The following is a 23,450-nucleotide window of genomic DNA, read 5'->3' on the forward strand; positions in this document are numbered from 1 at the left end:
GCAGTTAGGAGTCAGGATAGACGTACGTGAAGTGCGGCTGTCTTTTTTTTGTGTTGCGGGGGATTTGTTAATATATCCTGAAATTTGTTAATATCTTCTCGAATTTTGTTAATATCACTTGAAATTTGTTAATATCCTCAAATTTTTGTTAATATGGCCCTAAAATTTGTTAATAAAGCATTAAAGAATTAAAGCAATAAAGTAAAAATGGTACAAGAGAATCCTTGTACCATCCAAAACGGCAAATGCCGAAGGAAAGGAGGACCAAAGTGTTAATTGGTCTTCCTCTTTTTATTAATAGGAGCTAAAAATCTGGAGCGATTTGCTTTCTTCCCTCGTCTATTATTTGGAGTGGAGATTAACAGCTCCTCTTTTGCTCTAGTCATTGCTACATAAAATAATCTTCTTTCTTCTTCAAGCGGGTCCTGATCGCCAGCACGGTAAGATTCAAGGGCAAAATCGTGCGGTAAACTGCCGTCTACTGCACTAATCAAATAAACGGTTTTATATTCCAGCCCTTTAGCGCGGTGAATGGTACTAAGCGTAATCGCATCAGTAAAATGTCTGCTCATATTCTTTATTTCTTTATTCATGGCCGACATATGCTGTGCGTGTTCTAACAAAGTTTCAATCGTTGTAAAGCTTTTTGCTGCAACTTTAAGATCCTTTAGATCATCAGAGCCTTTTTCAATCTTACTTGATTCATTCCCACGTTTCTTTAAAAAATCAAGGAATCCAATTTCTTTTTCGATTTGTTCAATCGCAACAGAAGGAGATAAATGCTTAAGCCCACGTATGAGAGTAACAGCCTTTTTTAATTTTTTCTCTTGAAACGCGTGAGCCGTTTTCAAATGTGAAAGTGCCTCTAGAAGGCTGCAATCCTTCAGAATGCTCTCAGCCTTTAAATCCTTTAGGACCGTTTGCTTTAAAAATAATAAAGGTAAAAGATCGCCTAAGGCATTAGGGTCGTCCTCATTTAAACTGACCTTCATAAAGGCAAGAGCACTTCTAACAATAAACCGGTCGTAAAATGCTTCGGCATCTAGGTCAATCCTAAAAGGCAAGTTTGAGGCTGCTAATCGCTCAAAGATTGCACGGGAGCTGACATTTGTCCGATAAAGGATGGCAAAATCACCGGGTTTTGCACCTTGTGAAATTCTCTCCTGGATATCGGTCACAATCATCGTGGCCTCTTCTTCCTCATCATATGGAAAAAATAATTGAGGAAGGATACCCGAGGTATATTGTGCCTCCATCCGTTTTAATCGGCGTTTTTTATTTAAAGCAATCATTTGATTCGCGGCAGCGACAATCTCATGTGAGGAGCGATAATTCTGCTCAAGGGTTACTAATTTGGCATGAGGAAAGTCTTTTTCAAAATCTAAAAGATAACTAGGGTCACTGCCTCTAAAGGAGTAGATGGCCTGGTCATCATCGCCGACCGCACAGACATTTTTATGTTTGCTAGATAACAGTTTAATTAACTCATATTGAACCCTGTTTATGTCTTGAAATTCATCAATTAGAAAGTATTGGAACTTATCCTGGTAATACTCTAAGAGGGAAGGAGACGAAAGAAATAATTGATAACAGCCAATTAACATATCGTCAAAATCAAATAATCCTTCTGTTTGTTTATATTCCTCATACTTTTTATATAAAAATAGCACGCTTTCTTCCCAATCAGATGTGGGTTTGACTTCGTTCGGCATGAGAAGGGAGTTTTTCCAAAAGCCTATTTGCTGAAGAGCTAAATCATAGGCAAATTCCTTTTCTGATATTTGGAGGGCTTTCCCTGCCTCCTTAAGAATTTTATCGCGCTGCCAATCCTTCTTAAGCAGATGATTAGAGGACCAATTGGCGGCATCATGGAACATTAAGATACGATAGAAGATACTGTGAAAGGTACCGGTTACAAGCTGATTGATCTTTCCTCGCTGCATATTTGGATAGGATAGAAGGCGATTTTTCATTTCTGCAGCGGCCTTGGAGGTGAAGGTTACAAGCATAATCGAACCAGGATCTGCCTGCTTCACCTCGAGCATGTAAGCCGTTCGTGCTGTTAATACACGTGTTTTGCCACTCCCAGCCCCCGCTAGGACTAGTAACGAGCCATCTATTTGTATGACAGCCTCTACTTGGCTTTTATCGAGGACCACACCTTTTTCAGCAAGCAATCGTAAATAGGGCGGCAGTTCCTGCTCAATATGTTTCATAGGTGGTGTATAAGGAACAGAGTATTCAATCGGTTTAGCAGGTTGAAATAATTCTAGGTTTGTGTTTGTCTCGGTAATGGTCCGTCCTTGGGGGATTTTAAAACCATTCCGTTCAATATAATGTGGAGTATCATCTGAAACAATAATGGGGTCAGGGTCAAGGCATTTTTTTTCAGGTGATTGGACGTGAAAAAAATGCGGCTCCATCCCAATGCCAAGAAATAATTTTACTTTTTCATGGCAGGTCGGACAGACAAGTTCTCCATTTTTTCCTGCTAAATATATTTTTTGGTACTGATCTCGAGCCAATTGTGAGAGTCGGATAAGCTGTTGTTGATAGAAAGCTGTTTTCATATATTAAAACCTCTATTTCGTGAAAATAACACATGTACTATCTTAACAAAACGAGCCTGCTTCGGAAAGTGTTTGATAATTTAACCAGTAAAAAGAAGCACCTGCCGGTTAATCGGCAAGTGCTTCTGTAGGAATTTGTTTGACCATCGTTTTATGAGGAATACCAGCATCCAAAAATTCCTCTGATACAACCTCGTAGCCAAGTCCAGCATAGAAGGGAATGGCATGGGTCTGGGCATTTAGTTTTAGTTTGTGTAAGCCTTGTTTCCGAGTGAAAGCTTCGATTGCGTTCATCATTTTTCTTCCGGCTCCAGTTTTACGGGCTTCTTTTAACACACAAATCCGTTCGACTTTACCATAACCATCAACGACACGGAATCTCCCTGCAGCAAGGGGATTGGATGTATCTCCATACATAACAAAATGTGTAGCGTCATCCTCATATTGGTCTATTTCCTCTTCGATTGGAACATTTTGCTCCTGTACAAATACAATTTTTCTGATCGAAAAAGCATCTTCAAGTTCTTTTTGATTTTCTACAACTTTAATTATCACGTTTCTACTATTCCTTTCCAAGACGAAATGTTTCATAAACGGTCCAAGAACCATTTTCTAATTGATAAAGCAGATGGAAACGGTCAATCGTTTCTTCATGATCAATTTTTGTCATCCGGAGTGCCCCATAAACATCAGAGTGTTCATCGTTTGACAGCTTTTGGCCAATCGTAATATGGGGGACAAAGGCATATTCTGTATTTTCATCATTTAATTCGCGATTGATTTCCGAATGTAGGATGGAGAGGTCGATTGATGGCTCCACCTTAAAATAGATTACATTATTTACTGGCTTGAAAGAACTAATTTTTGCCGTTTTTAAAGAAAAAGGGCTGGTCTTTTCAGCAATTTTACGTAGTTTATCAGCAAAATTGTTAGCATTTTCTTCTGTAGCTTCAAAAGCACTTTTTAATGTCAAGTGTGGAGGAATAAGAGCATAATGCGGATCGTAACGTTTTCGATAAGAGTTCACGATATCTTGAAGCTTTTTGGACGGGAAAATGACAACACCAAATTTCATGCGGTTACCTCCAATGATTGAAATTATTTTAGGAAAATATTCATAAAATCGCTTTCAGTTATTATAGCAAATTTTCAAAATATATTAAACAAATAAACAACTACAGATATTCTAAAAAAACAGTTTAAGAGCCCTCTTTAAATCAGGCTGCCAATAGGTCCATGTATGATTTCCGTTAAATTCTTCATAAAAGTATGTAATTGGTTTTGCTTTTATTTTTTTAGCCAATAACCTATTTGGACTTATAAAGTTTTGTATTTTCCCGTCTGTAGTTTGTACTTCCGTTTCCTGCGTACCGATCACATGGTAAATCTCAACATGATGACCTTCATTAAAGTCTTCTACCAGTTTAAAAATGTACTGGTCGACCAATGGTGACTGGAGTAATATCTTTCCGAATGTATGCGGGTATTGTAATGCCGTCATTAAAGAAACGGTGGCACCAAGAGAACTACCGATTAACGCCCTGGTGGAACCCATCTGATAGGTTGGAAATTCCTTGTCGAGAAAGGGAACTAATTCATGGGCAAGAAAACGAATATACTGCTGGTTTTGGTCCCCTTTAGGATGGTACTTCCGCCGTCGGTCGGCTACATCCTTATAGGGTACCCCAACAATGATAATATTTTCAATTTCTTGTTTAAAAAGTAACTCATCTGCTAATCGTCCAATTCGTCCAAGCTGAAAATAATCTCTGCCGTCCTGGGCAATTAGCAGTGAGTATTTGTACAATGGCGAGTAATTTGCGGGCAGATAGATAAGGAGCTGCATGGTTTCTTGTAGTTCGGAGCTATGAAAGCTATATTCTTTGATTGTGCCTTTTGGATACTGCATGAATTATCCCCCGTAGTTCATTTTTTACAACTGCATTTTATCATAAATAGAAAAAAGATGCTTTTAGGAAAGGGAGTGGTTGTGGGAGCTGGGATAGATTAATGGAGGTAGGATTTATGGGAACGAGTTTCCGGCATAATTGATAAGATGTTTTCTCGTTTAAAGGTACGCATTTGTTTGCGAAGCAGGCAATAGGCACGGATGTAGTCATCGTTTATTTCTTTTACAATTAGCTTTCTTTGGGATAGTTCTTGGTTTTCAGCAAGATAAATCATTTCAATTGGCATGTGTTCTTCAATTGAACGGATTAGCAGCCCATCCATGGTAATCACTCCTTTGGGTTTATAGGTATATTATATCCGAACGCTAGTTCTTTATTCAAGTTAAACGGGAACTAGTGTTCTATTTTTATTTTATGAACAAGAAGAAAAAAGGGTATTGACATTCTTAGTTTTTTTACTATAATTAGATTTGTAAGTTAATAAGAGATCTGTTAGCTCAGCTGGGAGAGCGCAACCTTGACAGGGTTGAGGTCGGGGGTTCGAACCCCTCACAGGTCATCCGGACGGTAGAAACGTTGATATAACGGTGTTCTACCGTTTTTTATTTGCGCTGACTTATGCGTTGACTTAATCGCAGGGTAGCGCTCCTATTTTAGACATGGTAGCGCTGGGTTTATGCGTCTTTTGTTCCGTTGACTTAACGAACAGGGGGCGCTTTTATATTGGCTGATAAACGGACTGGCAAACGTGTAAAAAACGTTAGGACAACAAGGAAAACTGCGTACAATCTCGATACTTTATTTCAATCGTTTAAGGCGATTAAACGTGCGGAGGGTAGAGCGGAAGGTACGCTGAATCAATACGAGGATAATTACGGATACTTTATTGAGTATCTCGACAGGCACGATATTAAGCGATCTGTAAAAGAAATTACCAAGGATACTATTCGAGATTATATCGTTTATATGCGTGATAAATGGATTAAATTCGAGGATCATAAGTTTAAGCCGGAGGAGTCTATGACGGTAGGATTATCGCCATCTACGATTAATACCAGGCTTAAGACACTCCGCGTTATGTTTAAGTGTTTACAAGAGGAAGGGCTTATGGACAGTAATCCGATGGAAGGAATTAAAAACGTAAGCGAGCCGGAAGAGGAAATCGTTGTACTTACTGCGGATGAAATGAAGCAACTGCTTAACGTACCTAATCAGCGACATTATGCAGAGTTTCGCGATTATGTATTAATGCACTACTTAATCGATTCAATGAGTCGTATAAGTGAAGCTCTAGGATTACGACATTCTGACGTTGATCTTGTCGCAAGAATAGTAACGATACCAGCTACTATCGCAAAGAGTAGAAAGTCTCGAACAATACCATTACAACCGGTGACTGCCCGTTTACTAAAGGAGTTAATAACGGAGAATAAAGAGGACTTTGACAGCGAGTATATCTTTCTAACAAACTACGGAGAGCCAATTACACGCGATCACTTCCGCAATAGACTAAATGAATACGCAAAAAAGGCCGGCATAACAAAGAATGTGCATCCGCATTTATTTCGCCATACAGCAGCGACAATTTTCCTGGAATCAGGCGGAGATATACGGCACTTGCAATTATTGCTCGGTCATGCGGATTTGAGAATGGTATTACGGTACACACATTTATCGAAGGAATCGTTAATTAATCAGCACGAAAAGTATTCTGCAATGAATCAGATAACAGGCAAACTAAATAAGCCGCGTAAGGTTAAACGATAGCTATTGCGTCACCTTAACCGGTGGCGTTTTCTAATTGCATGGAGAAATTTACTACATAAAACCATTGGTCTGATATAATTGACAAGGGAGGTTTAATCAATGAATATGTTGGATTTAATTAAAACGTTTGCTACACCAATCTTTGGAATAATTGGAGTTTTTGTAGGTAGTAAATTGAATGCAAAAAGGGATATTAAGTTTCAAAAAGAATTTTTATCTAGAAAATTAAGGATAGAAAAATACCAAGAATTTTCATTGGACTTGTCAGATTTTATAAGAGAAGGTGCATCTAGTATTTCACGAATGGTTAAGTTATTAAAAAGCGAAATTACGCATCAAGAATTTCGTCAATTAAATGATTCAAGTCAAGGTGAAGCAATACGAATACATCGCAGATTGATGGTAAATCAGTGGTTTATTCCTGATGAATACAGGGCTCGATATGAGAAGGTTTTTGATAATTATAATTTAATTTGTGATAGAATCTATGAAGGATTTCATGAACCGGATACTCAAAAAAGATATTATAAAGACCATGAAATTACATATGAAGCAATAAAAAGAGATATAGAATCGTTTTTAATAGCTGCTACGAAAGTGTATGAAGATTTAAATAAAGAATTAAATAAAGAGCTAGAAGGCCTAAAATAAAGGCCTTATTTTTATTATCTATATAAAGAACGCATGTTCGAGGATGATAATAGCGAGGAGCTGATAAATATGTCCGCAGTCAATATCGAAATTCATTATAGGTCCGCAAGCCGAATCATGCAGCGAGGGAGCTTTCCGTTGAAGGGGAGAAGACCGGAACAGGTTGCGCTGGCATTCTGGAAAGAGATACGCGAGGAAATGTACAATGCGCAATTAGAGCAAGTAATTGCGAATGGCGACCAGGATTTAACGGAGCTGGTGATCGAATTAGAACGGGAGGAGATTCGGAAAGCTACCGAGGGTCTTCCGTTTTAGTGCGGATGGGAAGTCGGACGATTCAGGACAAATAACGAACAAGAGGGCTCCGATAGAGACACCGCAGAAACTTTCCATTACGATATACCTACTGGGGTATATAATAGAAGAAAGTCGGAATAATTACGATTTATAGGGTAATATGCGGTAATGCTATCAGGATATATACTGTTCAAAACTTTACATATTTACGCTACCGTGTCCGATGGGAATAATGCCCAGCGCTTCCCGTTTCACCAACAAACAGCGCGGTTTAAGCGTCGACCTTCCGAACTTAGGGGGTTTGTCAAATAGTAGCCGGATCGTCTGGCGGAAGGGCTGCCGTATCATTAACTGAACGACTATTCATTATGCAAGATATACGGGAAATACTGGCGGATATGCCGAGGGTAAACCGCGGTATCATGCGGATGTATAAGATATGCATATCGCATATTATTTGCGTAACGATTGAGCGTTGATCTGGTGACGTTCGAATATTACATAATTACAGAAAAGATTTATTTTACGCACTTATGTTGTATATGTATTCATCGTTATACAATAGTAATGATTACGATTTAACTTTCGTAAAAATATAAAACGACATATTCCGACAAAGGTTCGAACCCCCAGGCCGCCTAGTTTCAAGCGCCAGATTCGGCCATCAGAGTTACTAAATATAGTTCAAATCTTTAGGGGTTATAACTGGATATCCTTAACGTTAACATCGTATGCCTCGATGAACTCAACAACGCCCAGCAGTCGCTTAATGGCGTAATCCTTTTCCGAACTCTGATCATCAACCAATTCCGCAGCTAAATTCAGCACTTCCGATTTAATCCGCGATATAGTCAACTTCGCTTCCAGTAACTCGTTCATATCTATTTATTCTCCCGTTCCTTATATAATTGGTTGCCAGATGGACAAATTTATTATAAAATATTCTTATAATTTAATAAAGTTCTTTAAGTGCCTTAGGCGAAATGAACACATCTATGGCTTAATAGGGAATTCGGTGTAAATCCGGAACTGTATACGCAACTGTAAATGCTGACGAAACGAGTAAACACTGTACAAAAATGCCTGTATGGGAAGCGCTCGGAGTAGGATAAAGCATAAGTCAGGAGACCTGCTTAAAACTTTGATTTTTTCGAAGTAAAGCGAGGTGAGCGTATTAGTTATGGATTTTTTTATTAAATTTATTAGTAATCCCTTTGTCCAAGGAGTAGCTACAATTATTGTTGCTAATATTTTATGGGATTTTATTTCTAAATACAAAATTACAAGACGATAATAAAACAGCCCTGGTAATTTAGTTTACCGGGGCTCTTATGTGTTTAATTCTTAATCTCTTCTCTCGCACTCTGCAACGCAGCCTCTTCGGTAAGCCCCTTTCGTTTTACCGTCTTCTTCTGCTTATGATCCGATAAAACAGCTTCATACATACCATCCGGTCTTTTATACGTTAGAGTCGTAATTTTTCCTTTTTGATTAATGGTAACGCCCATCAATATCACCTCGCTCTCTACCTTAGTAATTCGGTTTAATGGCGAAACTACCTTCGTGCAATTGCGGACATTCTGTGACATCATGCGAAAGCTGACGCAATAATGACGATTAACCACGCGAGTGTATTATTTTATATAATCGTATTTCAGCCGAATTTTAGGAGGAAGAGTATGGAAATAAAGAAGACGAGGTTTGTTCGGAAGGGTTTGCTTACTGATTATAAAACTTTTAAGCGATCTAGAGTTCGCAGCTCATACTAAGGAGTTTCAAGATGTCTTGTCCGCTCATAAACGCGCTGACGTCTCTACCCTCCCTTCCGCAAAGTGGAGGCCGGACCAAAGCGGACTATGGCGGGAGCAATCATATCCCGGAAGAGGGAAGAAGGAGGACGTCAATGCTGTCGATAGAGGAAAAGAAGATACTGGCGAAGCTACTGTTGGAGGAAACGACGGAGCAGCAACCGAGGGACGTCTCGCATCGGCAGAGAGACGAATTTGGCCGGTTTCTACCGGAGGACGAATTGAAGTCCGAAACCAGGGCGGACTCGTATTTACGATCAATTAGGCTCGTTAAGGTGCGAGACAGCTATGGAACATATCTCGTAAAGGATTGGGAGGCAATCGCCAGGGCGGTCGGGGCAATCTGCATCGTCGGGGCGGTTATAATAATAGCGATTATTACTTAAGGTTGATCCGTTAAACCACTTCTTTTTTGTTGAGGAAAAAGAGACGGGAACTTCCCGTCTCTTAGGATTTTAGCTTAATTCCACTCTAATATTTGGTTGTAAAGGTTTTGATAGTTATCAACTTTGGTTTTTAAATAGTTTTCAATTTCCGAAAACACTACACTTTGAGGCTCAGTTGATTGGTAAACATTGGAGCCGGCAGGAAACGGATACGTGTTAACCTCATTTAATACAGATGAGTTTGCAATTGCTGCAACTAAAACTGGTTCGACATTAAAAGTAATGTCAGTGATATTCCCATTTGTTGTACCTAGTTTTGATACTTTAATAAAATTTGTCATTTGATTATTCCTTTCATACTAAATTATTTTTGTTGTTTTTGACTTTGACTATATTTGACCTTATTTTAATATAAAATTTCTATTAGATGCAAATATTTACTACTATTAATTTTTTTAGCTTCCAATAAATAGAAAAGACGCCTTACTAGGCGCCTTCATATTCGTATGAAATTATATCTTCGATTCCGTATCTTTTCGGAGATCTATTATCCTTTTCTGCTTTTTCAATTTCAAAGCGGTTAAGGGCGTCTAATATATTCGTTAACGTTTCGACCTCAATCCGACTGACATCATTATTTACATATGTAGCAACGGTGGCTGGTCGTACCTTCGATTCAACCGCTAGAGCATTCTTCGTTATATCTAATTCTTTTAGTACGTCTCCTAGTTTAAAATTTAGCGCCATATTTACCTCTCCCGAACTAAAGTTTGTATATCATCATTATAACTTATTCTCCGAAAAAATTACGGATAAAATTTCTGAAAAAATTAAAAATAACTATTGACGTCATACTCCAGCGGTTATATACTGAAGTCAATCCAGTAGTCATACTACAAAAGTTAAACAACGGGGAGTGGTTGCATTGATACAAGAAGTTTATTTACGTGAACAACAGCTTTATGGTTCTGAGGTATTCGAAAGTTATCAAGCAATTCGACTTAACAACAACGCGGTGGTGATCTTTGACGAGGAAGGAATGTCAATTCTTCGTCTAAAGGAAGGTAGCGATAACATTGATATCAATAATTCGTTATTTTTCGCACACTTTTTCAAAGTTGGTGATCCACGGATGATTGACGTTAAAAAGGTAAGCAAAATGTCAGCTATTGAGTTTTTCGAATACTTAGGGACATTAAGGGAGGCTCCAAAATGTTTATCCCGATAATTACTAAGCCTGTATACGTCCGATTCATTCGTAATGCTGACGGCTCGTTCAATCTCCGCATTGTAGGAACTACTGGTAAACCGATTAATATTTGCATTAAGCAGTTCAAGCGTATTTTTCCAGGCGCTTCGACTAACTTCAAAGTAGGTCTTGAGAAAATGGATAAGGCGTTCGCAGAGGAGTTTTTCGAGGAGCACAAGTAAACTATGCGCCGGTGTGTCTTTCTGACATGCCGGCCATTAAAAGGGAGGAAATGTTATGTCAATTCAAGTTCGTTATGTAAAAACAATCGTAGGATGGTGGAATTTATATCCGGTTAATTGCGATCCTAGGCCGCCAGTAACAGTCTCACCGGCCAAAATGTCCGAGTTATTTGAGGAAGTGTCTCAGAAAGTAAAGTTCGGATGCGGTGAAATAAGCGCAGATCAGGCCGAGGCAATCTTTGGTGATTCTTTGAAGGAGGCAGCATAATGGTCCGTAGAGTAAAAGCGAAATTTACCGCAAGTGACGATCCTGATTTCGAAGTAGTGGAAGAACAGGCCGTTTTAATTGCTCCGGATATGATAATCGAAGCAAACGACGGTGAGTGGACGTTTCTCTTAATTCCGGCAGTGTCAGACGATCAAGATGTCGTCGAGGTGGATAGAGCAAAATGCGGTTACTTCGCGTTAGCAATGTCGCATGAGCCGGAACTTAATTACGACTTTCTTGCAGAAGTATCGTTGCTTGATTTTATCAGAAGCTACGCAAAAAAGTAAAAAGCCCGATGATATTCGCAGTATCACCGAGCCCAAAACAATATAACTTAGGAGTTGATTTTATCATGAAATTAAGAATAGTAACAGTACAATACAGTTTCGAAAACGAAATCCGTGAAGGTGAAAACGAAAAAGGTTTTCTTATCGGTAAAAAAGTGCTCGTGCTTCCAAGTGAAAAATGTGCCGAGCCTGGTCTTTATAACGCAATCATTTCGGACAATGATGACAAGACGGTACTTGTCGACCTAGACGCTGATTCTACTGATTTCTTACAAGTGCTTAACCTAAATATCGCATAAATGTGACAAATTTCCTTACCAATAGCGGCGGCAACCGTTAAAATAATTAAAGGGTACGGCATACCTATCGGTAATTGTGACGTTGGCGTGTCGCGGGCAAGGATACGCCAGCAAGCACTTTTAAATAACAGCGCGGCTCCAGGTGGAGCTCTTTCGATGGCACGAACGGATTGTGCTTGGAGCCGTCACAAGACTGTTGACCGAACCTCAGTGCGGAACGGCAATTCCAATAGGCAGCGCTGAGTTAATTACGGCTTGATTCGTTGGCAGCGGATCAGGCCTTTTTCAATTTTTATATTATCATAACGAACTAATGTTCGCAACTATTTATGATAAAATTAATATACTAGGTTATTACTGGGTTATTAATACTTTTTGGAAGGGAGAAATAAATTTTGGAGGATAAATATACAGATGAACTTTTTGAAAAAATCTTAAATCATCAAAGTTGGCCCAATTTTCCTGAAATAGTTAGTGAACTTCAAACTATTGCAATAACTTCATTTAAAAAGGATACGACTGAAGGGTATGTTGCATCAATACTTATTTTTCATCAAATTATTGAGGAAGCCTTGAAAACTCTTATAAAACTTTCGGAGTTATTGGTTAAAGCACATATTTGGCCGTCAGAAATAGAGTATCAATTTAATGAGGAAAGAAAAATGTTTGGTCAAGTTTTAGGGGAGTTCGAAAGATCGATTGATTTCAAAGAGAAAAAGGAATTAATTAACGTGGCTAGAGAAATGAACGGTATTCGAATCGGTATAGTACATAAATTAACATCTAGAGGAGTAGGAGACGTAAAGAATGAAGCTGATAAGTTTAGAATGTTATATTCCAAATTTATGGAGCTATACGGTAAGGGAGAAGACTCATACATTTGGATGTTAGACGACTTAAGAAGAAGTGTATATATGGGATTTCAAAACGATTTAACGGTGGACTGAGATACCACCGTTATTTTTTTTGTTTTTTTTCGGAAAAATTGTCCGAAACGAACATCTGACGCGGCATACGTAATAGAAAGCTGCGCGGATATGGATTCTAGCACGACATAAATAATGTGAGCTTTTTGTCCGAAAACAGGAACTGCCGGGTCAATCTAAATATACAAATAAAAAATTTTTCCGAAGAAAATGCCTGATCTTTAAGGGTTTTAAAGCTTTGTCGCTAAATTGACCTGCGCGGATTTGCCCGCAACATCCTATTATCTTTTGAGGAGTATTTTTCCCGCGGCACTGTCCGCGTTCACATAAATCAATATTAACGGAGGGATTCGAAATGGAATCGCAAAACAAGCCGTTACCAAATGACAAACGGCAGCTACTCGAAGCAAATAATTACGAAATGTACAATCTTGATTTATTACGAAAGGTTTTTCCGAGGATTTTTGCGGAACACGATCGCCAATTTGAGCGAAAGCAACGTAAGCCCCAGATTCGCGATATTGTAGCACTGTATTTTTACCTCTTATCGTATGTCGACGGAGTTCATACACGGGCAGACGGTACTAGGAGCGAACGATTCGGAGCCAGCTTTCCGTCGATAGCAAAAATAGCCGAGGATTTAGGTATCGCAGAAAAACGGATTAAGCCACTGGTCGATATCTTGGAGGCTAACGGCCTGATTCGGCAAAAGCAGGTATGGAACGGAAAATGGTACTTCGTTTCTTTTTGTCCACGGATAAGTGACGACGGTTATATCGTTAATGCTGATGGCGAAAAAGTGGTGCCAGAATACCGAGATAGTCATTAGATGCCGGTTACGAGACAGGCATTAGATATCCGTTTCCATTACGGCATTAGTTGCCTATCTAAACATACCAAGTTAAACATACCAAGTTAAACAGACCAACAAGTAATTGCGAGCATATTCGCAAGCTCATATGTCGCTACGCTTATAAGAATTAAAGATTATGCGGTAATAGATTAATACCTTTATTGCAAAGAAAAAAGAGTAATGAAGATAACAAGAATGGACCGGCATTAGATGTACGCCACCAAAAGAGGAGGAGAAAAAATGAAATCAAGCGAGGCTAAAATTTTAACAGTGGATAGCGCAGTAACCTGGGCGCAGGCTAGAAACGAACTCAATAAGACTATGCTAAAACTGCGGACGGCTTACGGATACGCACCGCCAAAAGATATAAGTAATAACGAAATGGACCAGCGCTGTAAGGATATCTCAAAAGCCGTGTATGATGCTTTGGAGACTTACGTTGAAACTACCGGTATGCTTCCCGATCGTATGCGTAATCTAAGCCTTTATAAAACTTCGAAAGATTTTCCGCAAAAGAAATACGATGGGCTGCAGGCATATACAAACGTACCGGATGATCGATTAAAAAAGGCGCCATTATACACTGTAGAGGCCGCGGGAAACCTACTAAACTTTAATGCGGATTACCTAGTCAGGGTTGCGCATCTGGAAGCTGTTTCGAATAAGACTAGAAAAGAATGGGCGCGGTTAGAGTACGAGTATGTGGAGCGTAACGATTATAATTTGCGAGATTTATATAATGATTTAATGGAGCGCTTAGATGCGGCAGAAAACTATATAACATACGAGGAGTACAGGGTGGAGCGCAAGAAGTGGAGACGCTGCAAATATTACGCATGTGACAATTACTTTCCGATAGCAAATAACCGTATTATACATCCGAATATTAAAGCACGCAGGCCAAATGCGGAGTATTGTTGCGATGAATGTAAGAAGGGACAGGAGAACGCACAGGCTCGATTTGAGAAGACGGGAACCTATTTGCCGGATCACGCTTACGAGTACATTTTAGAGGAAACACGGGAGAGAAAAGAGAAGCATCACATGGCAATAATCCCAGAAAATATTATAAAAATTATTGATAAACCAAGGTAAAACCGCCCTATTTGCACCAATTATTATAGAAGGGCTGAGATGCCCAATTATTTTTAACCGTTAAGCGGAATAAAAAGGAGGTTTTAAAATTGGATAGTATTAAAGCGAAGGCAATCCGATATTTTATGGGCGAGAGTATGGAGAGCTTTTCGAAGATAATCAATGTTGCTCCGTCGACTATTAGTGCAATTGAAAACGGACAACGTGAAGTTTCTGACTATGTACGAGCGAAATTAATTCGCCTAGAGGCTCAAATGCCGAATGATTTTTATATATTTTACGAGCGTTTCGGGGGAAAGCAGTAATCATCCAAAATAACATTATCACAAAACGTAGGAGGCGTCAATATTGTGGAAACCAAAATCTGCCGCATTTGTGGGATTGAAAAGGAATTAAATTTATTCGAGATAGACAGTCGCAAAAAATCTAAGTATACAAACCGATGTCGATCATGCAAACACGAGCTCGATGATAAGGCCAGTAGGTCGTTCCGAAGCCTGAAAAGTCGGTCGTTAAAACTAGGTATACCGGTAGAAGTGACTCCGAAGGAAATTCGGCAACTATTTGCTGTGTTTGATGGTTGCTGTTCATATTGCGGAAAGAGACCGAAAAAAGAGAGCCTATTACATCTCGAGCATATTGTCGCCTTGTCTGAGGGTGGAAGGAATACATTAGCAAATCTTTTACCCGCTTGTGTTAGTTGTAATTTATCAAAAAGTAATAAGCCAATAGTTACACACTTTTTGAATAATCGTGAAAAGTTCCCAGATGTCCATTTCAGGTTAGTGATTGATTACATGTCAGTATTATCCGGGTCGACTAAAGAGGACGTTGTTAAGGAATTAACTGACGATCACGTAATGTATGAACTAAAACAAATTGAGAAGGAATTGCGCTCCGATGTCTAATCAGATGTGGAAACTCGAAAAAGGATGGCTGGCCGGATACACGGAGGACAGAGACCTTATAAGGCGCATTCGTAGGTATAAGGACTGGAATGTTATGGCCGATTATTACAAATTTAATAGGTTTATTGGATGCCAATATAAAATTCCGATTGAACAAAGACGGTCAGCAGAGAGGATGTTTGGAGTGGCAGAAAATCGTGAAAATAACGCGATTTAAGGCGGTCGGCACCTTTACCCTTCCAATGATATTCGGTAGTAAAAACAACGGCTAAAATCGGCCATTATGCGTTGAAAATACGTCAAATACACACATTTTTACGGAGGGTTTGCGATGAAGACTTGCCAGCGGTGTGATGGGCCGCTCAAAACAAAAAGCAAATATTGCGAAGAATGCCAGGCGGAGAATGACCGCGAAAAGGATCGGGCAAAGGAACAAAAAGAACGAAGGACGCGAAAGAGGGATTAGATGGGACGTAGAAATAGTCAAAAAGTCCGCATGTCGAATATGTCACAGCGCCAACTTGACCGCATGCTGAGCAAAAAACAAAAGAGCGACCGAAGACACGATGCGAAAGATTGGACTACTAAATTATTTGAAAAGATTGCTGAGGCTGATAATGATGAAGGAGCGTAAACATTATCGGATGTATTATAAGCGGTGGGACGCAAATATCGGAGCTGGTATCGAGCAGTACATTCCAGGCCATACGCAAGAAATCACGATGTTCGCGAGCATATTTATTAAGGAAACCTTATCTGATTACGAACTGATTTGCAGATTAATAGATAAGTATGTCGACACGGACGGACCGGTAAAGCTGATGACTTCTCAGATAGTTGATCGCTATACATTGGACCATCTCCGTACAAGATATCCGAATATTACGTTTAGACGCATCCGTGGAAGTCAAATAAGCAACGTTAGGGATTTATCGAATGACGCTTTAAGGCGTCGTACAACGCTATACGAAACTTTATAAAAGGGAGAGATTATGATGAGTAAAGTAAACCAAGCGAAAGAATTAGTAATTAAAGCGCAAGAATTAAGGGGGAATCGTTCTGCATTTTTACGTGAAGTTGCGGAGCCTATTCGAAAGGAATTCAACAAAATTAAATTAGATAGCCAACTTTCCACTCCAGGGCAATTCAACAAAATTAAAGAGTTAAAGGAAAAAGAAACTAAAGTATTTATGCAAAAAATTTCACTAAGGAAACAGGCTTACCAGCACTATTTAAATAAAGCAAAGACATTAGCTAAGGAAACGGTTGATAAAAGTTTTGTTACTGCGGACGATTCAACAAGAGCTAAGTTTCAAAGGGAATTCGCGGAACTTAAGTTCAAGATGGCGCTAAAAGACGAAAAAAGCTCATTTGATGAAATGAAAACATTTGTAGGAAAGATTCCTGATGCAGCGTATGCAAGTTTAGTAATGGAAAACTTCCACGAGATAGCAGGAAAGTTCAATGCCGGTGAACTTAAGATCGGGCTCTCTAAGACTTTCGACCAACTAAAGTCGGAATTCACACCGCCTGAAGTAGTTGAGGCATTCGATATTATTGAAACTGTAGACGCTTCAATTAACAACAAAATGTTTACGATGACTATGCCGGGGGATCTCCCTAACATTGAGGAAAGTCTCATCCAAGAGTTATTTACGCCTGAAGCTTATCGCTACTACCAAGAACCGGAAGTATATTTCGAGAAAATGGACGAGAAAGCGCCTGTCTTTGTTGATCCGGAGGAAAAGGTCGAGAAGCAAAAGAGCAGGGTCGATCAGGCTTACGACAACCTTGATGCAATTATGAAAGAAAAAAGAGAATCTGGAGAACTAAATTTAGGAGGTAATCAATAATGGTAAAAATCACAAGAAAAGTTGTTGAAGGAGTAACCGGCGGGACAGTGGACACAACGGGCATGAGCTACGCAAAACTTGAGGGTAATGTTACTGCGGAGTACACGGTTAATGGAGTTACTTACTCAAATGAGCCCGGAAGATTATTACTGACCAATGTAAGTTCGTTGAAAATTATTGGAAACTCACCTTGGAAGGTATCTCTTTCGAATGTAATACCAGCGGTGAATCAGTCCGAACTTAAAATGGCTATTACTGGTGAGGGAAAGCTTATTATCGACGGAGATCAAGATTTGATATACCGTGGTCAAGACACGGATCCTGCAACCGTAAGTATTGCCGGAATTAAAGACGATTTGGAACAGCTAAGCAAGTTGTATATAACTGCCTTAGGAACCGGAACCGTAACAGACGCAGCGAAATATCTGAAGTTAAAAACCGCAGTATTAGCCAGATACGCCAACTAGGCGTTTTTATTTTGGCCGCCTTTTACCGGGCGGTCATTTTTTATTAATTACGGAAGGGTGAACGGAATGCAACGCTTATTAAATAAAAAAGAATCGGAAGATGTTGGATTTGCTGTAGGTACTATTATCGAGGTATCTAAACGCCTATTTACTGGCGATGTGAATTTTTCGCTTGAACAATACGAGCAGATCGGGATGGCTAGTGAGATTTTAAGCAAATATGACGAGAAGGAACTATCGGAATTAATAAATTTAGGCGTTTATTTGGGGGTGGAATAATTGGCTGATGTTGGGAGCATACGTGCGACGCTTGTTTTAAATTCCGACAACTTTAATAGGAATATGGATGCTGCGCGCCAGAGAATGGAAACTACGGGACGGTCGGCACGCAATATAGGAAAAGATGTAGATAAACTTTCGAAAGTTTTTATGGGCGTCGGAGGTGCAGTTGCGCTAGGCATGGGAGCGGCAGTCAAAACGGGGGCCGATTTTGAGGCTCAGATGAGTCGGGTTAAGGCGATTTCTGGGGCATCAGCGGAAGAATTTGATGCGCTAAAAAAGTCGGCAATGGATCTCGGAGCATCCACAAGTAAAAGTGCGTCTGAAGTTGCCGTAGGATTCGAGAATATGGCTGCGATGGGTATGAACGCTAACGATATTATTGCCGCAATGCCAGGCGTCATTAGTGCTGCCGAGGCATCAGGTTCGGATATGGCACAGACGGCCGACGTAATGGCTTCATCGCTAAATATTTTCGGCTTAAAGGCGTCAGAGGCCAGTCGAGTTGCAGATATTTTAGCCCAGGTCAGCAACCAATCAGCGGCCAACCTAACAGATATGCAGTACGCCCTTAAATATGCGGGACCTCCTGCGGCTGCTCTCGGGGTATCCCTGGAGGAGCTATCGGCCAGCATTGGGATTATGACGAATGCGGGGATGGCTGGTGAAATGGCAGGAACTTCCTTACGTGGGGCACTCCTCAGCCTATTGAATCCATCGGAAGAGAATTCGAAGCTCATGGGAAAAATGGGGATCGCAGTAGCCGATGCGAAAGGGAACTTTGTTGGGCTATCAAAACTTGTTCAAAATCTCTCCGATTCCATGGAAGGGCAAACCGAAACTCAAAAGGCAGCAACATTAGCGGCTCTAGTTGGAACGGAATCGGTTTCCGGAATGTTGTCATTGATGAAAGCCGGACCTGCTACGATTGATAAAATGACCGACTCTCTTAAAAACAGCGCTGGTGCTTCAAAGACAGCTGCTGCGATAATGAAGGATAACTTGAATGGAAGTATCGATAATCTAAAAGGAAGTCTTGAGACGATCGGCATTGAACTATCGGAGGACATTCTGCCATTGCTATCTGATCTCGCTAAAGAAATCGCTAACGTTCTATCATCGATGGATGACGTCGATATGGCGAATCTGAAGTCCGGTCTTGGCTTTGCCGGAGTCGCCTCTGCGGTCGGACTTACCGGAACATCTCTCGTAAAGTTAGGAATAGCGGCACGAGGATTATTCCTCGCGATGGGCGGTCCTGTTACTTTGACAATCGGTGCACTTGCGTTGCTTGGCGGGAGTATCGCGGCCGCTGTAATTAAGAACAAGGAAATGGAAAAGGCACGTCTTGATAATATTCAAGCCGGCTTTAAAGAGGTTGACGCTTTAGATAAATCCGTCCAAGCGTTTGACAGACTCCAGTCTAAATCGAAATTAACGACCGAGGAATTCGGGCGCTACCTCGACATTCAAGCCGAAATTAAACGGACTAGCGATCCGGATACTATTGCAAGGTTAAAAGACGAAATGCAGCGTCTCCAGGAACGTTCGGGGCTATCGAATAAAGAGCTTGGGGATATGGTCGGACTGAATAAGGAATTAACGGACAAAGTGCCTGAAGCAAGCCGGAAAATTAGTGAGCAAGGCAATGCGATTTTAGAAAATACTAAGGCGATCAAGGCGCGGAATGCGGCAGAACGCGAAGCTCTTTACGATAAGCTTAATCTTGAAAGGCTTGCTAAAGAGACAGAATATAAAGACCTATTAGAGAAAGAGAAAACTCTAATTAAAGAACGTAATGACGAAGAGAAAAAACTACAAGGACTCGTCGCTGAAAAGACTGCGAAACAACGAGAAGAAAATGATGCACAGAAGGAATTAAACAAAAGGAAGCAGGAAGGATCCGGATTTACTGAGGCTGAAATTCAGCAACAGCAAGTCAAGGTTAAACTAGCGAAAGATGACGTCAGTCTTGCTCAAGACAGAATCACGAAGCAAGCCGAACTTGTTCAGAGCACTGATAAAGAACTCTCATCCACACAGAAAAAATTAGGTAAACTAGAAGAAACTCGCATCAAGATGCAGCAATTAGTGCTTCAGCAGGTAGGACTAAACTCGGAAAAAGGCCAAGAGCTTGCTGCCATCGACAAGGCTATCGGTAAGCTCCAAGCACAAAAGGCTGAATTACAGAAAAATACGACGCCAGCGCAACGAATGACTGCTGAATACAAAGAATCAGTTTCGGCACTCGATACACAAATCGGCCGGTTACAGACCGCTAAGACTAAGGTCGAAGAGATTACCGGTAAAGCTACCGCAATGAACGCAGAGCTTAGCAGGGGCGTTACGAAAACCGTTACCATTCAGACAAGGGGCGATACTGGCGGCACTTGGATGCGAAATAAAATCGATCCTGATGCTCAACGTCATACAGGCGGAACATTGCCGAAGTTTCATGTCGGAGGCAGCCCGGCATTCCTTCAAAATTTACCGAATCATAACGAGATAGATGTTCGGTTACTGAGAAACGAGATGGTCTTAACTGAAGCGCAGCAAAGCAACCTATTTCGTATGATCGACGCTGGGACCGGCAATTCTGGAAATACCGTCACGTTCACTGATCCGGCTTTAGTGGCGGCAATTAAAGAGCTTGCTTCGCGTTCGGTGATCGTTGAAATGGACGGAGAAAAGATTGCTCGAGCTGCCTATCCGCATATCGATAGTAAAATGGCGGACGAGACTAAAAGGGCGAATAGGATGCTCGGATTTAAACGATAGGAATAACGCCTCAACGTTAACGCGTTGGGGCCTTCTTTTTTTGCATAAAAACGCAGAGTGGCGCGGTCTGACGCAAACGCACGCTGGAAAATATTTACTGAAATTATGAATCTTTCATAGTACAATAGGCGTATAGATTATTTATAGGGGGAGATCGAATATGTTGGCAAAGGTGAATGACTTAAATAAGAACGTTGTTGTTTTATTATCTGTACTAATTATCGCTGGTACGCCATTGTTATTACGTTAATTGCGACGAGTGACTCGAGTAAAGACAAAGGTAGTGCGGAATCATTGCGTCAATATCAGGAGTATTTCGTTGCTGAATACGGAGTTAAGCCGAAAATAACCGTAACGGTTAAGGATGTTACTGAAGATAAGGCGAAGGAGATTACAAAGGATTTATCGAAGGTGTACGATTTAGGCGGGACGATGCAGCTAGATACCGGGAGTGACCTTTTGTATACCACGAGGAAAGACGGAGACATTAGCGTATTTGCTTCATATAAATAGTTGGGTTTTCGCTTCAACTACTTGCAAGGTAGCGCACCTATTCGGTATAATTCGACATGACGGAACAAATTTATGCATGACTTAAGGCTGACTTATCGTTTACATATCAACGTTTGACTTATCCGATGACTTACCGTAGGGAATAACGGAAACCCATCCGCAACCTTGACAGGGTTGAGGTCGGGGGTTCGAACCCCTCACAGGTCATAACTAGTCCTAACATCTAAATGATGTTAGGACTTTTTTGTGCTTAAATTCATAGTCGTAATGGTAACCTAACAAACAATGTTATTTAGTGATAAAGTTTATATCTGGTTATGTATATCAGTTTTTTATGCTATGAAGAAACCATATATAAAATTAGAAAATCCTGCACTGATCTTCTGCCTATTTATTATTGATCTTAATCGTGGCTGGATAACCAATGATGAACTAAAATTTAGTTGGACATTTTGATTTAAACGAAATATCATTAATAATTTTTAAGTAGAGAAGTAACTTGTATAAGTGTCCTATCAGTTTAACAACAGATATGCTGTTTGATTTTACGATTGGTGGAGGTATCCTAGATTTTTACAGGCAGAATGATACTAATCACTATGAACTATTTGAACTGTTTTATTATTCATTATTTGCACCGTTTGGATATTTTTTTATGTACTTCTACAAAGTGTTACGTATTAATAAACTAACGTTTATTGTTTATATTACGGCCTAGTCTATTATTGGGATTACATTTCAATTGAGTGCTACACTTCTAAATATCTTACTTATCAAAATCATTACCAGTTATCGTATTCTTTTCCAATATTTTATTTATTCAAACACTGACAGGGATCTATTACGTATTCATTACTAGTAATAGTAGTAGTAGAAAGCAAACCAAAGATTTCAAATGAAATAATACCTCGCTTCAAAAAAACTTTGAATACACCATCCAAAGGTTTTTTTCTATAACAACAGCTATGATTGTACCTCAGGGGTATCGATTTTGTTTCTTCTTATTACTTTTTTAATCAAAGTTAAAATAAATAATAGGAGAGGGATACCGGTTTGTAGTGGTAAATGAAGATAAATCGGCACCCACTTTAATCCGACGGCAATATGTTCAGTAAAATTATCTGCCATTTTTACTGAAGCAATTAAAATTACACAACTAAGAAATAAAATACAATAAATTCTTGTCTTTTTCCTAGTAAGACGAAATATATCCTGAATACCTAAAAATCCCGCGTAATAAAAGATCGAAATTTTTATAAAGACCCCTAAGATTAATGTAGCTACAACGATAATGTCCAATCTCTGAATAAAGTTCGCAATATTTACCTTTGAAATGGTTTGCAATAAAGGAAATTGTGATTGTGCAGCAGTATTTGCTCCTAGAATCGATATTTCTAAGGCAATTGTAAGGCTTAAAACGCCCCCGCTTGCTAAAATCGCAAGGAGTCCAGTTCTCCAACCTAAATTTGGTTTATTTAAAAAGGGAAGAAGCATTGTAAAGCTAATCAATTCACCAAACGGAAAAGTATACGTCTGGGTATACACCGTAGTAATAATAGGTTTCAACCCATTCTCTAAAAATGGAGTTAAGTTCTCCGTCTTAATGATGTCAGAAAAAACAGTTGAAGAAATTCCAAGAATTCCAAGTAAAAGGATAATTAAAAATATCATTTCCCCCGTTCTTCCAATCACTTCAATTCCCAAAATTACCCCGTATGTAATTAATAGGATCATTAAACCATTTACGATGATTAAAGGAGTTTCTGATAAGGTAGTAGTGGTAAGCAAATCCCCGAAATCCCGCAAGACCCTTGCAGCAATATATATAAAATAACCAACATAAAAAAGTGAAAGAGGAATTCCGATGTATTTTCCTACAATAATTTTTATATAACCAATAAGAGTGTGGCCGGGATATTGATAAAAGAGATAACTGTAAATGAAAAATAAAGGTAAACTACTAGCCATCCCGAGTAATATCGTCAACCAAGCGTCTTGTTTTACATCTAGCCCAACCCCAACCACAATTGTGCTTCCAAGTTCAAACATAAACATGAGACTAAAGAGTTGAAAAGGGTTAATCTTCGCTGTCTCCATTTCCATG

General features: G+C 39.7%; 34 protein-coding genes, 1 tRNA gene and 1 riboswitch. Of the genes, 25 read left to right on the top strand and 10 right to left on the bottom strand.

Annotated elements, in window-relative coordinates; translation table 11 throughout:
• Positions 1-272 precede the first annotated feature (272 nt).
• The 5 genes from J7E81_RS01345 to J7E81_RS01365 form a co-directional block, all read right to left on the bottom strand.
• Positions 273-2,570, bottom strand: coding sequence for a UvrD-helicase domain-containing protein (locus J7E81_RS01345; protein ID WP_215040268.1), 2,298 nt, complete (start codon positions 2,568-2,570; stop codon positions 273-275).
• A 108-nt stretch (positions 2,571-2,678) separates the two neighbouring features.
• A complete protein-coding gene (locus J7E81_RS01350) occupies positions 2,679-3,125 on the bottom strand; it encodes a GNAT family N-acetyltransferase (RefSeq protein ID WP_215040269.1) in 447 nt (148 codons plus the stop codon).
• Between the two features lie 7 nt (positions 3,126-3,132).
• Positions 3,133-3,645 (bottom strand): YjcG family protein, encoded by a 513-nt coding sequence (locus tag J7E81_RS01355; protein ID WP_215040271.1) that lies wholly within the window; start codon positions 3,643-3,645, stop codon positions 3,133-3,135.
• 111 nt (positions 3,646-3,756) lie between these two features.
• The gene (locus J7E81_RS01360; protein ID WP_215040273.1) at positions 3,757-4,479 is read right to left on the bottom strand and encodes an alpha/beta hydrolase; all 723 of its coding nucleotides are present in this window, start codon (positions 4,477-4,479) and stop codon (positions 3,757-3,759) included.
• Positions 4,480-4,577: 98 nt separating this feature from the next.
• Positions 4,578-4,802, bottom strand: a complete 225-nt coding sequence (locus J7E81_RS01365; RefSeq protein ID WP_215040276.1) for a hypothetical protein — start codon at positions 4,800-4,802, stop codon at positions 4,578-4,580.
• Between the two features lie 164 nt (positions 4,803-4,966).
• Between J7E81_RS01365 and J7E81_RS01370 the strand changes: the two genes are divergently transcribed.
• The 4 genes from J7E81_RS01370 (at position 4,967) to J7E81_RS01385 (ending at position 7,213) form a co-directional block, all read left to right on the top strand.
• Positions 4,967-5,039: transfer RNA gene (locus J7E81_RS01370), tRNA-Val, on the top strand.
• 164 nt (positions 5,040-5,203) lie between these two features.
• A complete protein-coding gene (locus J7E81_RS01375) occupies positions 5,204-6,247 on the top strand; it encodes a tyrosine-type recombinase/integrase (protein WP_251028388.1) in 1,044 nt (347 codons plus the stop codon).
• Between the two features lie 99 nt (positions 6,248-6,346).
• The gene (locus tag J7E81_RS01380; RefSeq protein ID WP_215040277.1) at positions 6,347-6,898 is read left to right on the top strand and encodes a hypothetical protein; all 552 of its coding nucleotides are present in this window, start codon (positions 6,347-6,349) and stop codon (positions 6,896-6,898) included.
• Positions 6,899-6,967: 69 nt separating this feature from the next.
• On the top strand, positions 6,968-7,213 hold the full coding sequence (locus tag J7E81_RS01385; RefSeq protein WP_215040278.1) for a hypothetical protein: 246 nt from the start codon (positions 6,968-6,970) through the stop codon (positions 7,211-7,213).
• A 681-nt stretch (positions 7,214-7,894) separates the two neighbouring features.
• Here J7E81_RS01385 and J7E81_RS01390 read toward each other — a convergent pair.
• Positions 7,895-8,074: a hypothetical protein gene (locus tag J7E81_RS01390; protein WP_215040279.1), complete on the bottom strand. Its 180-nt coding sequence runs from the start codon at positions 8,072-8,074 to the stop codon at positions 7,895-7,897.
• Positions 8,075-8,145: 71 nt separating this feature from the next.
• Positions 8,146-8,346: riboswitch (cobalamin riboswitch) on the top strand.
• Positions 8,347-8,532: 186 nt separating this feature from the next.
• Positions 8,533-8,703, bottom strand: coding sequence for a hypothetical protein (locus J7E81_RS01395; protein ID WP_215040280.1), 171 nt, complete (start codon positions 8,701-8,703; stop codon positions 8,533-8,535).
• Between the two features lie 277 nt (positions 8,704-8,980).
• Here J7E81_RS01395 and J7E81_RS01400 point away from each other — a divergent pair, with 277 nt between their 5' ends.
• Positions 8,981-9,268 (top strand): hypothetical protein, encoded by a 288-nt coding sequence (locus tag J7E81_RS01400; protein WP_215040281.1) that lies wholly within the window; start codon positions 8,981-8,983, stop codon positions 9,266-9,268.
• 195 nt (positions 9,269-9,463) lie between these two features.
• Here J7E81_RS01400 and J7E81_RS01405 read toward each other — a convergent pair whose 3' ends face one another.
• Positions 9,464-9,730, bottom strand: a complete 267-nt coding sequence (locus J7E81_RS01405; RefSeq protein WP_215040282.1) for a hypothetical protein — start codon at positions 9,728-9,730, stop codon at positions 9,464-9,466.
• Between the two features lie 145 nt (positions 9,731-9,875).
• Positions 9,876-10,136, bottom strand: coding sequence for a helix-turn-helix domain-containing protein (locus J7E81_RS01410; protein ID WP_215040284.1), 261 nt, complete (start codon positions 10,134-10,136; stop codon positions 9,876-9,878).
• A gap of 178 nt (positions 10,137-10,314) precedes the next feature.
• Here J7E81_RS01410 and J7E81_RS01415 point away from each other — a divergent pair, with 178 nt between their 5' ends.
• The 20 genes from J7E81_RS01415 to J7E81_RS01505 all read left to right on the top strand — a co-directional run bounded on the left by J7E81_RS01415 (position 10,315) and on the right by J7E81_RS01505 (position 22,064).
• Entirely contained in the window at positions 10,315-10,617 is a 303-nt protein-coding gene (locus tag J7E81_RS01415; RefSeq protein WP_215040286.1) for a hypothetical protein, read from the top strand.
• Positions 10,602-10,820: a hypothetical protein gene (locus J7E81_RS01420; RefSeq protein WP_215040288.1), complete on the top strand. Its 219-nt coding sequence runs from the start codon at positions 10,602-10,604 to the stop codon at positions 10,818-10,820. The genes J7E81_RS01415 and J7E81_RS01420 overlap by 16 nt, the downstream gene beginning before the upstream one ends.
• Before the next feature lie 55 nt (positions 10,821-10,875).
• The gene (locus J7E81_RS01425; RefSeq protein WP_215040290.1) at positions 10,876-11,088 is read left to right on the top strand and encodes a hypothetical protein; all 213 of its coding nucleotides are present in this window, start codon (positions 10,876-10,878) and stop codon (positions 11,086-11,088) included.
• Positions 11,088-11,375 carry a hypothetical protein gene (locus J7E81_RS01430; RefSeq protein WP_215040292.1) on the top strand — a complete coding sequence of 96 codons (288 nt, stop codon included), beginning with the start codon at positions 11,088-11,090 and terminating at the stop codon, positions 11,373-11,375. Before J7E81_RS01425 ends, J7E81_RS01430 begins: the two co-directional genes overlap by 1 nt.
• A gap of 65 nt (positions 11,376-11,440) precedes the next feature.
• A complete protein-coding gene (locus J7E81_RS01435; protein ID WP_215040294.1) occupies positions 11,441-11,674 on the top strand; it encodes a hypothetical protein in 234 nt (77 codons plus the stop codon).
• 395 nt (positions 11,675-12,069) lie between these two features.
• On the top strand, positions 12,070-12,621 hold the full coding sequence (locus J7E81_RS01440; protein ID WP_215040296.1) for a hypothetical protein: 552 nt from the start codon (positions 12,070-12,072) through the stop codon (positions 12,619-12,621).
• Positions 12,622-12,955: 334 nt separating this feature from the next.
• Complete coding sequence (locus J7E81_RS01445; protein ID WP_215040297.1) at positions 12,956-13,429, top strand: helix-turn-helix domain-containing protein; 474 nt, start codon at positions 12,956-12,958, stop codon at positions 13,427-13,429.
• A 264-nt stretch (positions 13,430-13,693) separates the two neighbouring features.
• Positions 13,694-14,548: a hypothetical protein gene (locus J7E81_RS01450; RefSeq protein ID WP_215040299.1), complete on the top strand. Its 855-nt coding sequence runs from the start codon at positions 13,694-13,696 to the stop codon at positions 14,546-14,548.
• Positions 14,549-14,637: 89 nt separating this feature from the next.
• The gene (locus J7E81_RS01455) at positions 14,638-14,853 is read left to right on the top strand and encodes a helix-turn-helix domain-containing protein (RefSeq protein WP_215040301.1); all 216 of its coding nucleotides are present in this window, start codon (positions 14,638-14,640) and stop codon (positions 14,851-14,853) included.
• Between the two features lie 264 nt (positions 14,854-15,117).
• Entirely contained in the window at positions 15,118-15,456 is a 339-nt protein-coding gene (locus tag J7E81_RS31225) for an HNH endonuclease (RefSeq protein WP_374103983.1), read from the top strand.
• Entirely contained in the window at positions 15,449-15,673 is a 225-nt protein-coding gene (locus J7E81_RS01465; protein WP_215040305.1) for a hypothetical protein, read from the top strand. The genes J7E81_RS31225 and J7E81_RS01465 overlap by 8 nt, the downstream gene beginning before the upstream one ends.
• A 114-nt stretch (positions 15,674-15,787) precedes the next feature.
• On the top strand, positions 15,788-15,922 hold the full coding sequence (locus tag J7E81_RS30800) for a hypothetical protein (protein WP_285291979.1): 135 nt from the start codon (positions 15,788-15,790) through the stop codon (positions 15,920-15,922).
• Positions 15,923-16,090 carry a hypothetical protein gene (locus J7E81_RS01470; protein WP_215040307.1) on the top strand — a complete coding sequence of 56 codons (168 nt, stop codon included), beginning with the start codon at positions 15,923-15,925 and terminating at the stop codon, positions 16,088-16,090. It abuts the gene before it with no gap.
• Positions 16,077-16,436, top strand: a complete 360-nt coding sequence (locus tag J7E81_RS01475; RefSeq protein WP_215040309.1) for a hypothetical protein — start codon at positions 16,077-16,079, stop codon at positions 16,434-16,436. The genes J7E81_RS01470 and J7E81_RS01475 overlap by 14 nt, the downstream gene beginning before the upstream one ends.
• Before the next feature lie 15 nt (positions 16,437-16,451).
• Positions 16,452-17,309 carry a hypothetical protein gene (locus J7E81_RS01480; RefSeq protein ID WP_215040311.1) on the top strand — a complete coding sequence of 286 codons (858 nt, stop codon included), beginning with the start codon at positions 16,452-16,454 and terminating at the stop codon, positions 17,307-17,309.
• Positions 17,309-17,776, top strand: coding sequence for a hypothetical protein (locus tag J7E81_RS01485; RefSeq protein ID WP_215040313.1), 468 nt, complete (start codon positions 17,309-17,311; stop codon positions 17,774-17,776). Before J7E81_RS01480 ends, J7E81_RS01485 begins: the two co-directional genes overlap by 1 nt.
• A gap of 66 nt (positions 17,777-17,842) precedes the next feature.
• Positions 17,843-18,055, top strand: a complete 213-nt coding sequence (locus J7E81_RS01490; RefSeq protein WP_215040316.1) for a hypothetical protein — start codon at positions 17,843-17,845, stop codon at positions 18,053-18,055.
• Between the two features lie 84 nt (positions 18,056-18,139).
• The gene (locus tag J7E81_RS01495; protein ID WP_215040318.1) at positions 18,140-20,833 is read left to right on the top strand and encodes a phage tail tape measure protein; all 2,694 of its coding nucleotides are present in this window, start codon (positions 18,140-18,142) and stop codon (positions 20,831-20,833) included.
• A 294-nt stretch (positions 20,834-21,127) separates the two neighbouring features.
• On the top strand, positions 21,128-21,346 hold the full coding sequence (locus tag J7E81_RS01500; RefSeq protein WP_215040320.1) for a hypothetical protein: 219 nt from the start codon (positions 21,128-21,130) through the stop codon (positions 21,344-21,346).
• A 499-nt stretch (positions 21,347-21,845) separates the two neighbouring features.
• The gene (locus J7E81_RS01505; RefSeq protein ID WP_215040322.1) at positions 21,846-22,064 is read left to right on the top strand and encodes a hypothetical protein; all 219 of its coding nucleotides are present in this window, start codon (positions 21,846-21,848) and stop codon (positions 22,062-22,064) included.
• 245 nt (positions 22,065-22,309) lie between these two features.
• On the opposite strand, the gene J7E81_RS01510 is transcribed toward J7E81_RS01505, so the two are convergent.
• Entirely contained in the window at positions 22,310-23,449 is a 1,140-nt protein-coding gene (locus J7E81_RS01510; protein ID WP_215040323.1) for a GerAB/ArcD/ProY family transporter, read from the bottom strand.
• Between the last annotated feature and the right edge of the window lies 1 nt (position 23,450).

Source organism: Bacillus sp. ISL-18 (genome assembly GCF_018613415.1).
Classification (GTDB): Bacteria; Bacillota; Bacilli; order Bacillales; family Cytobacillaceae; genus Neobacillus.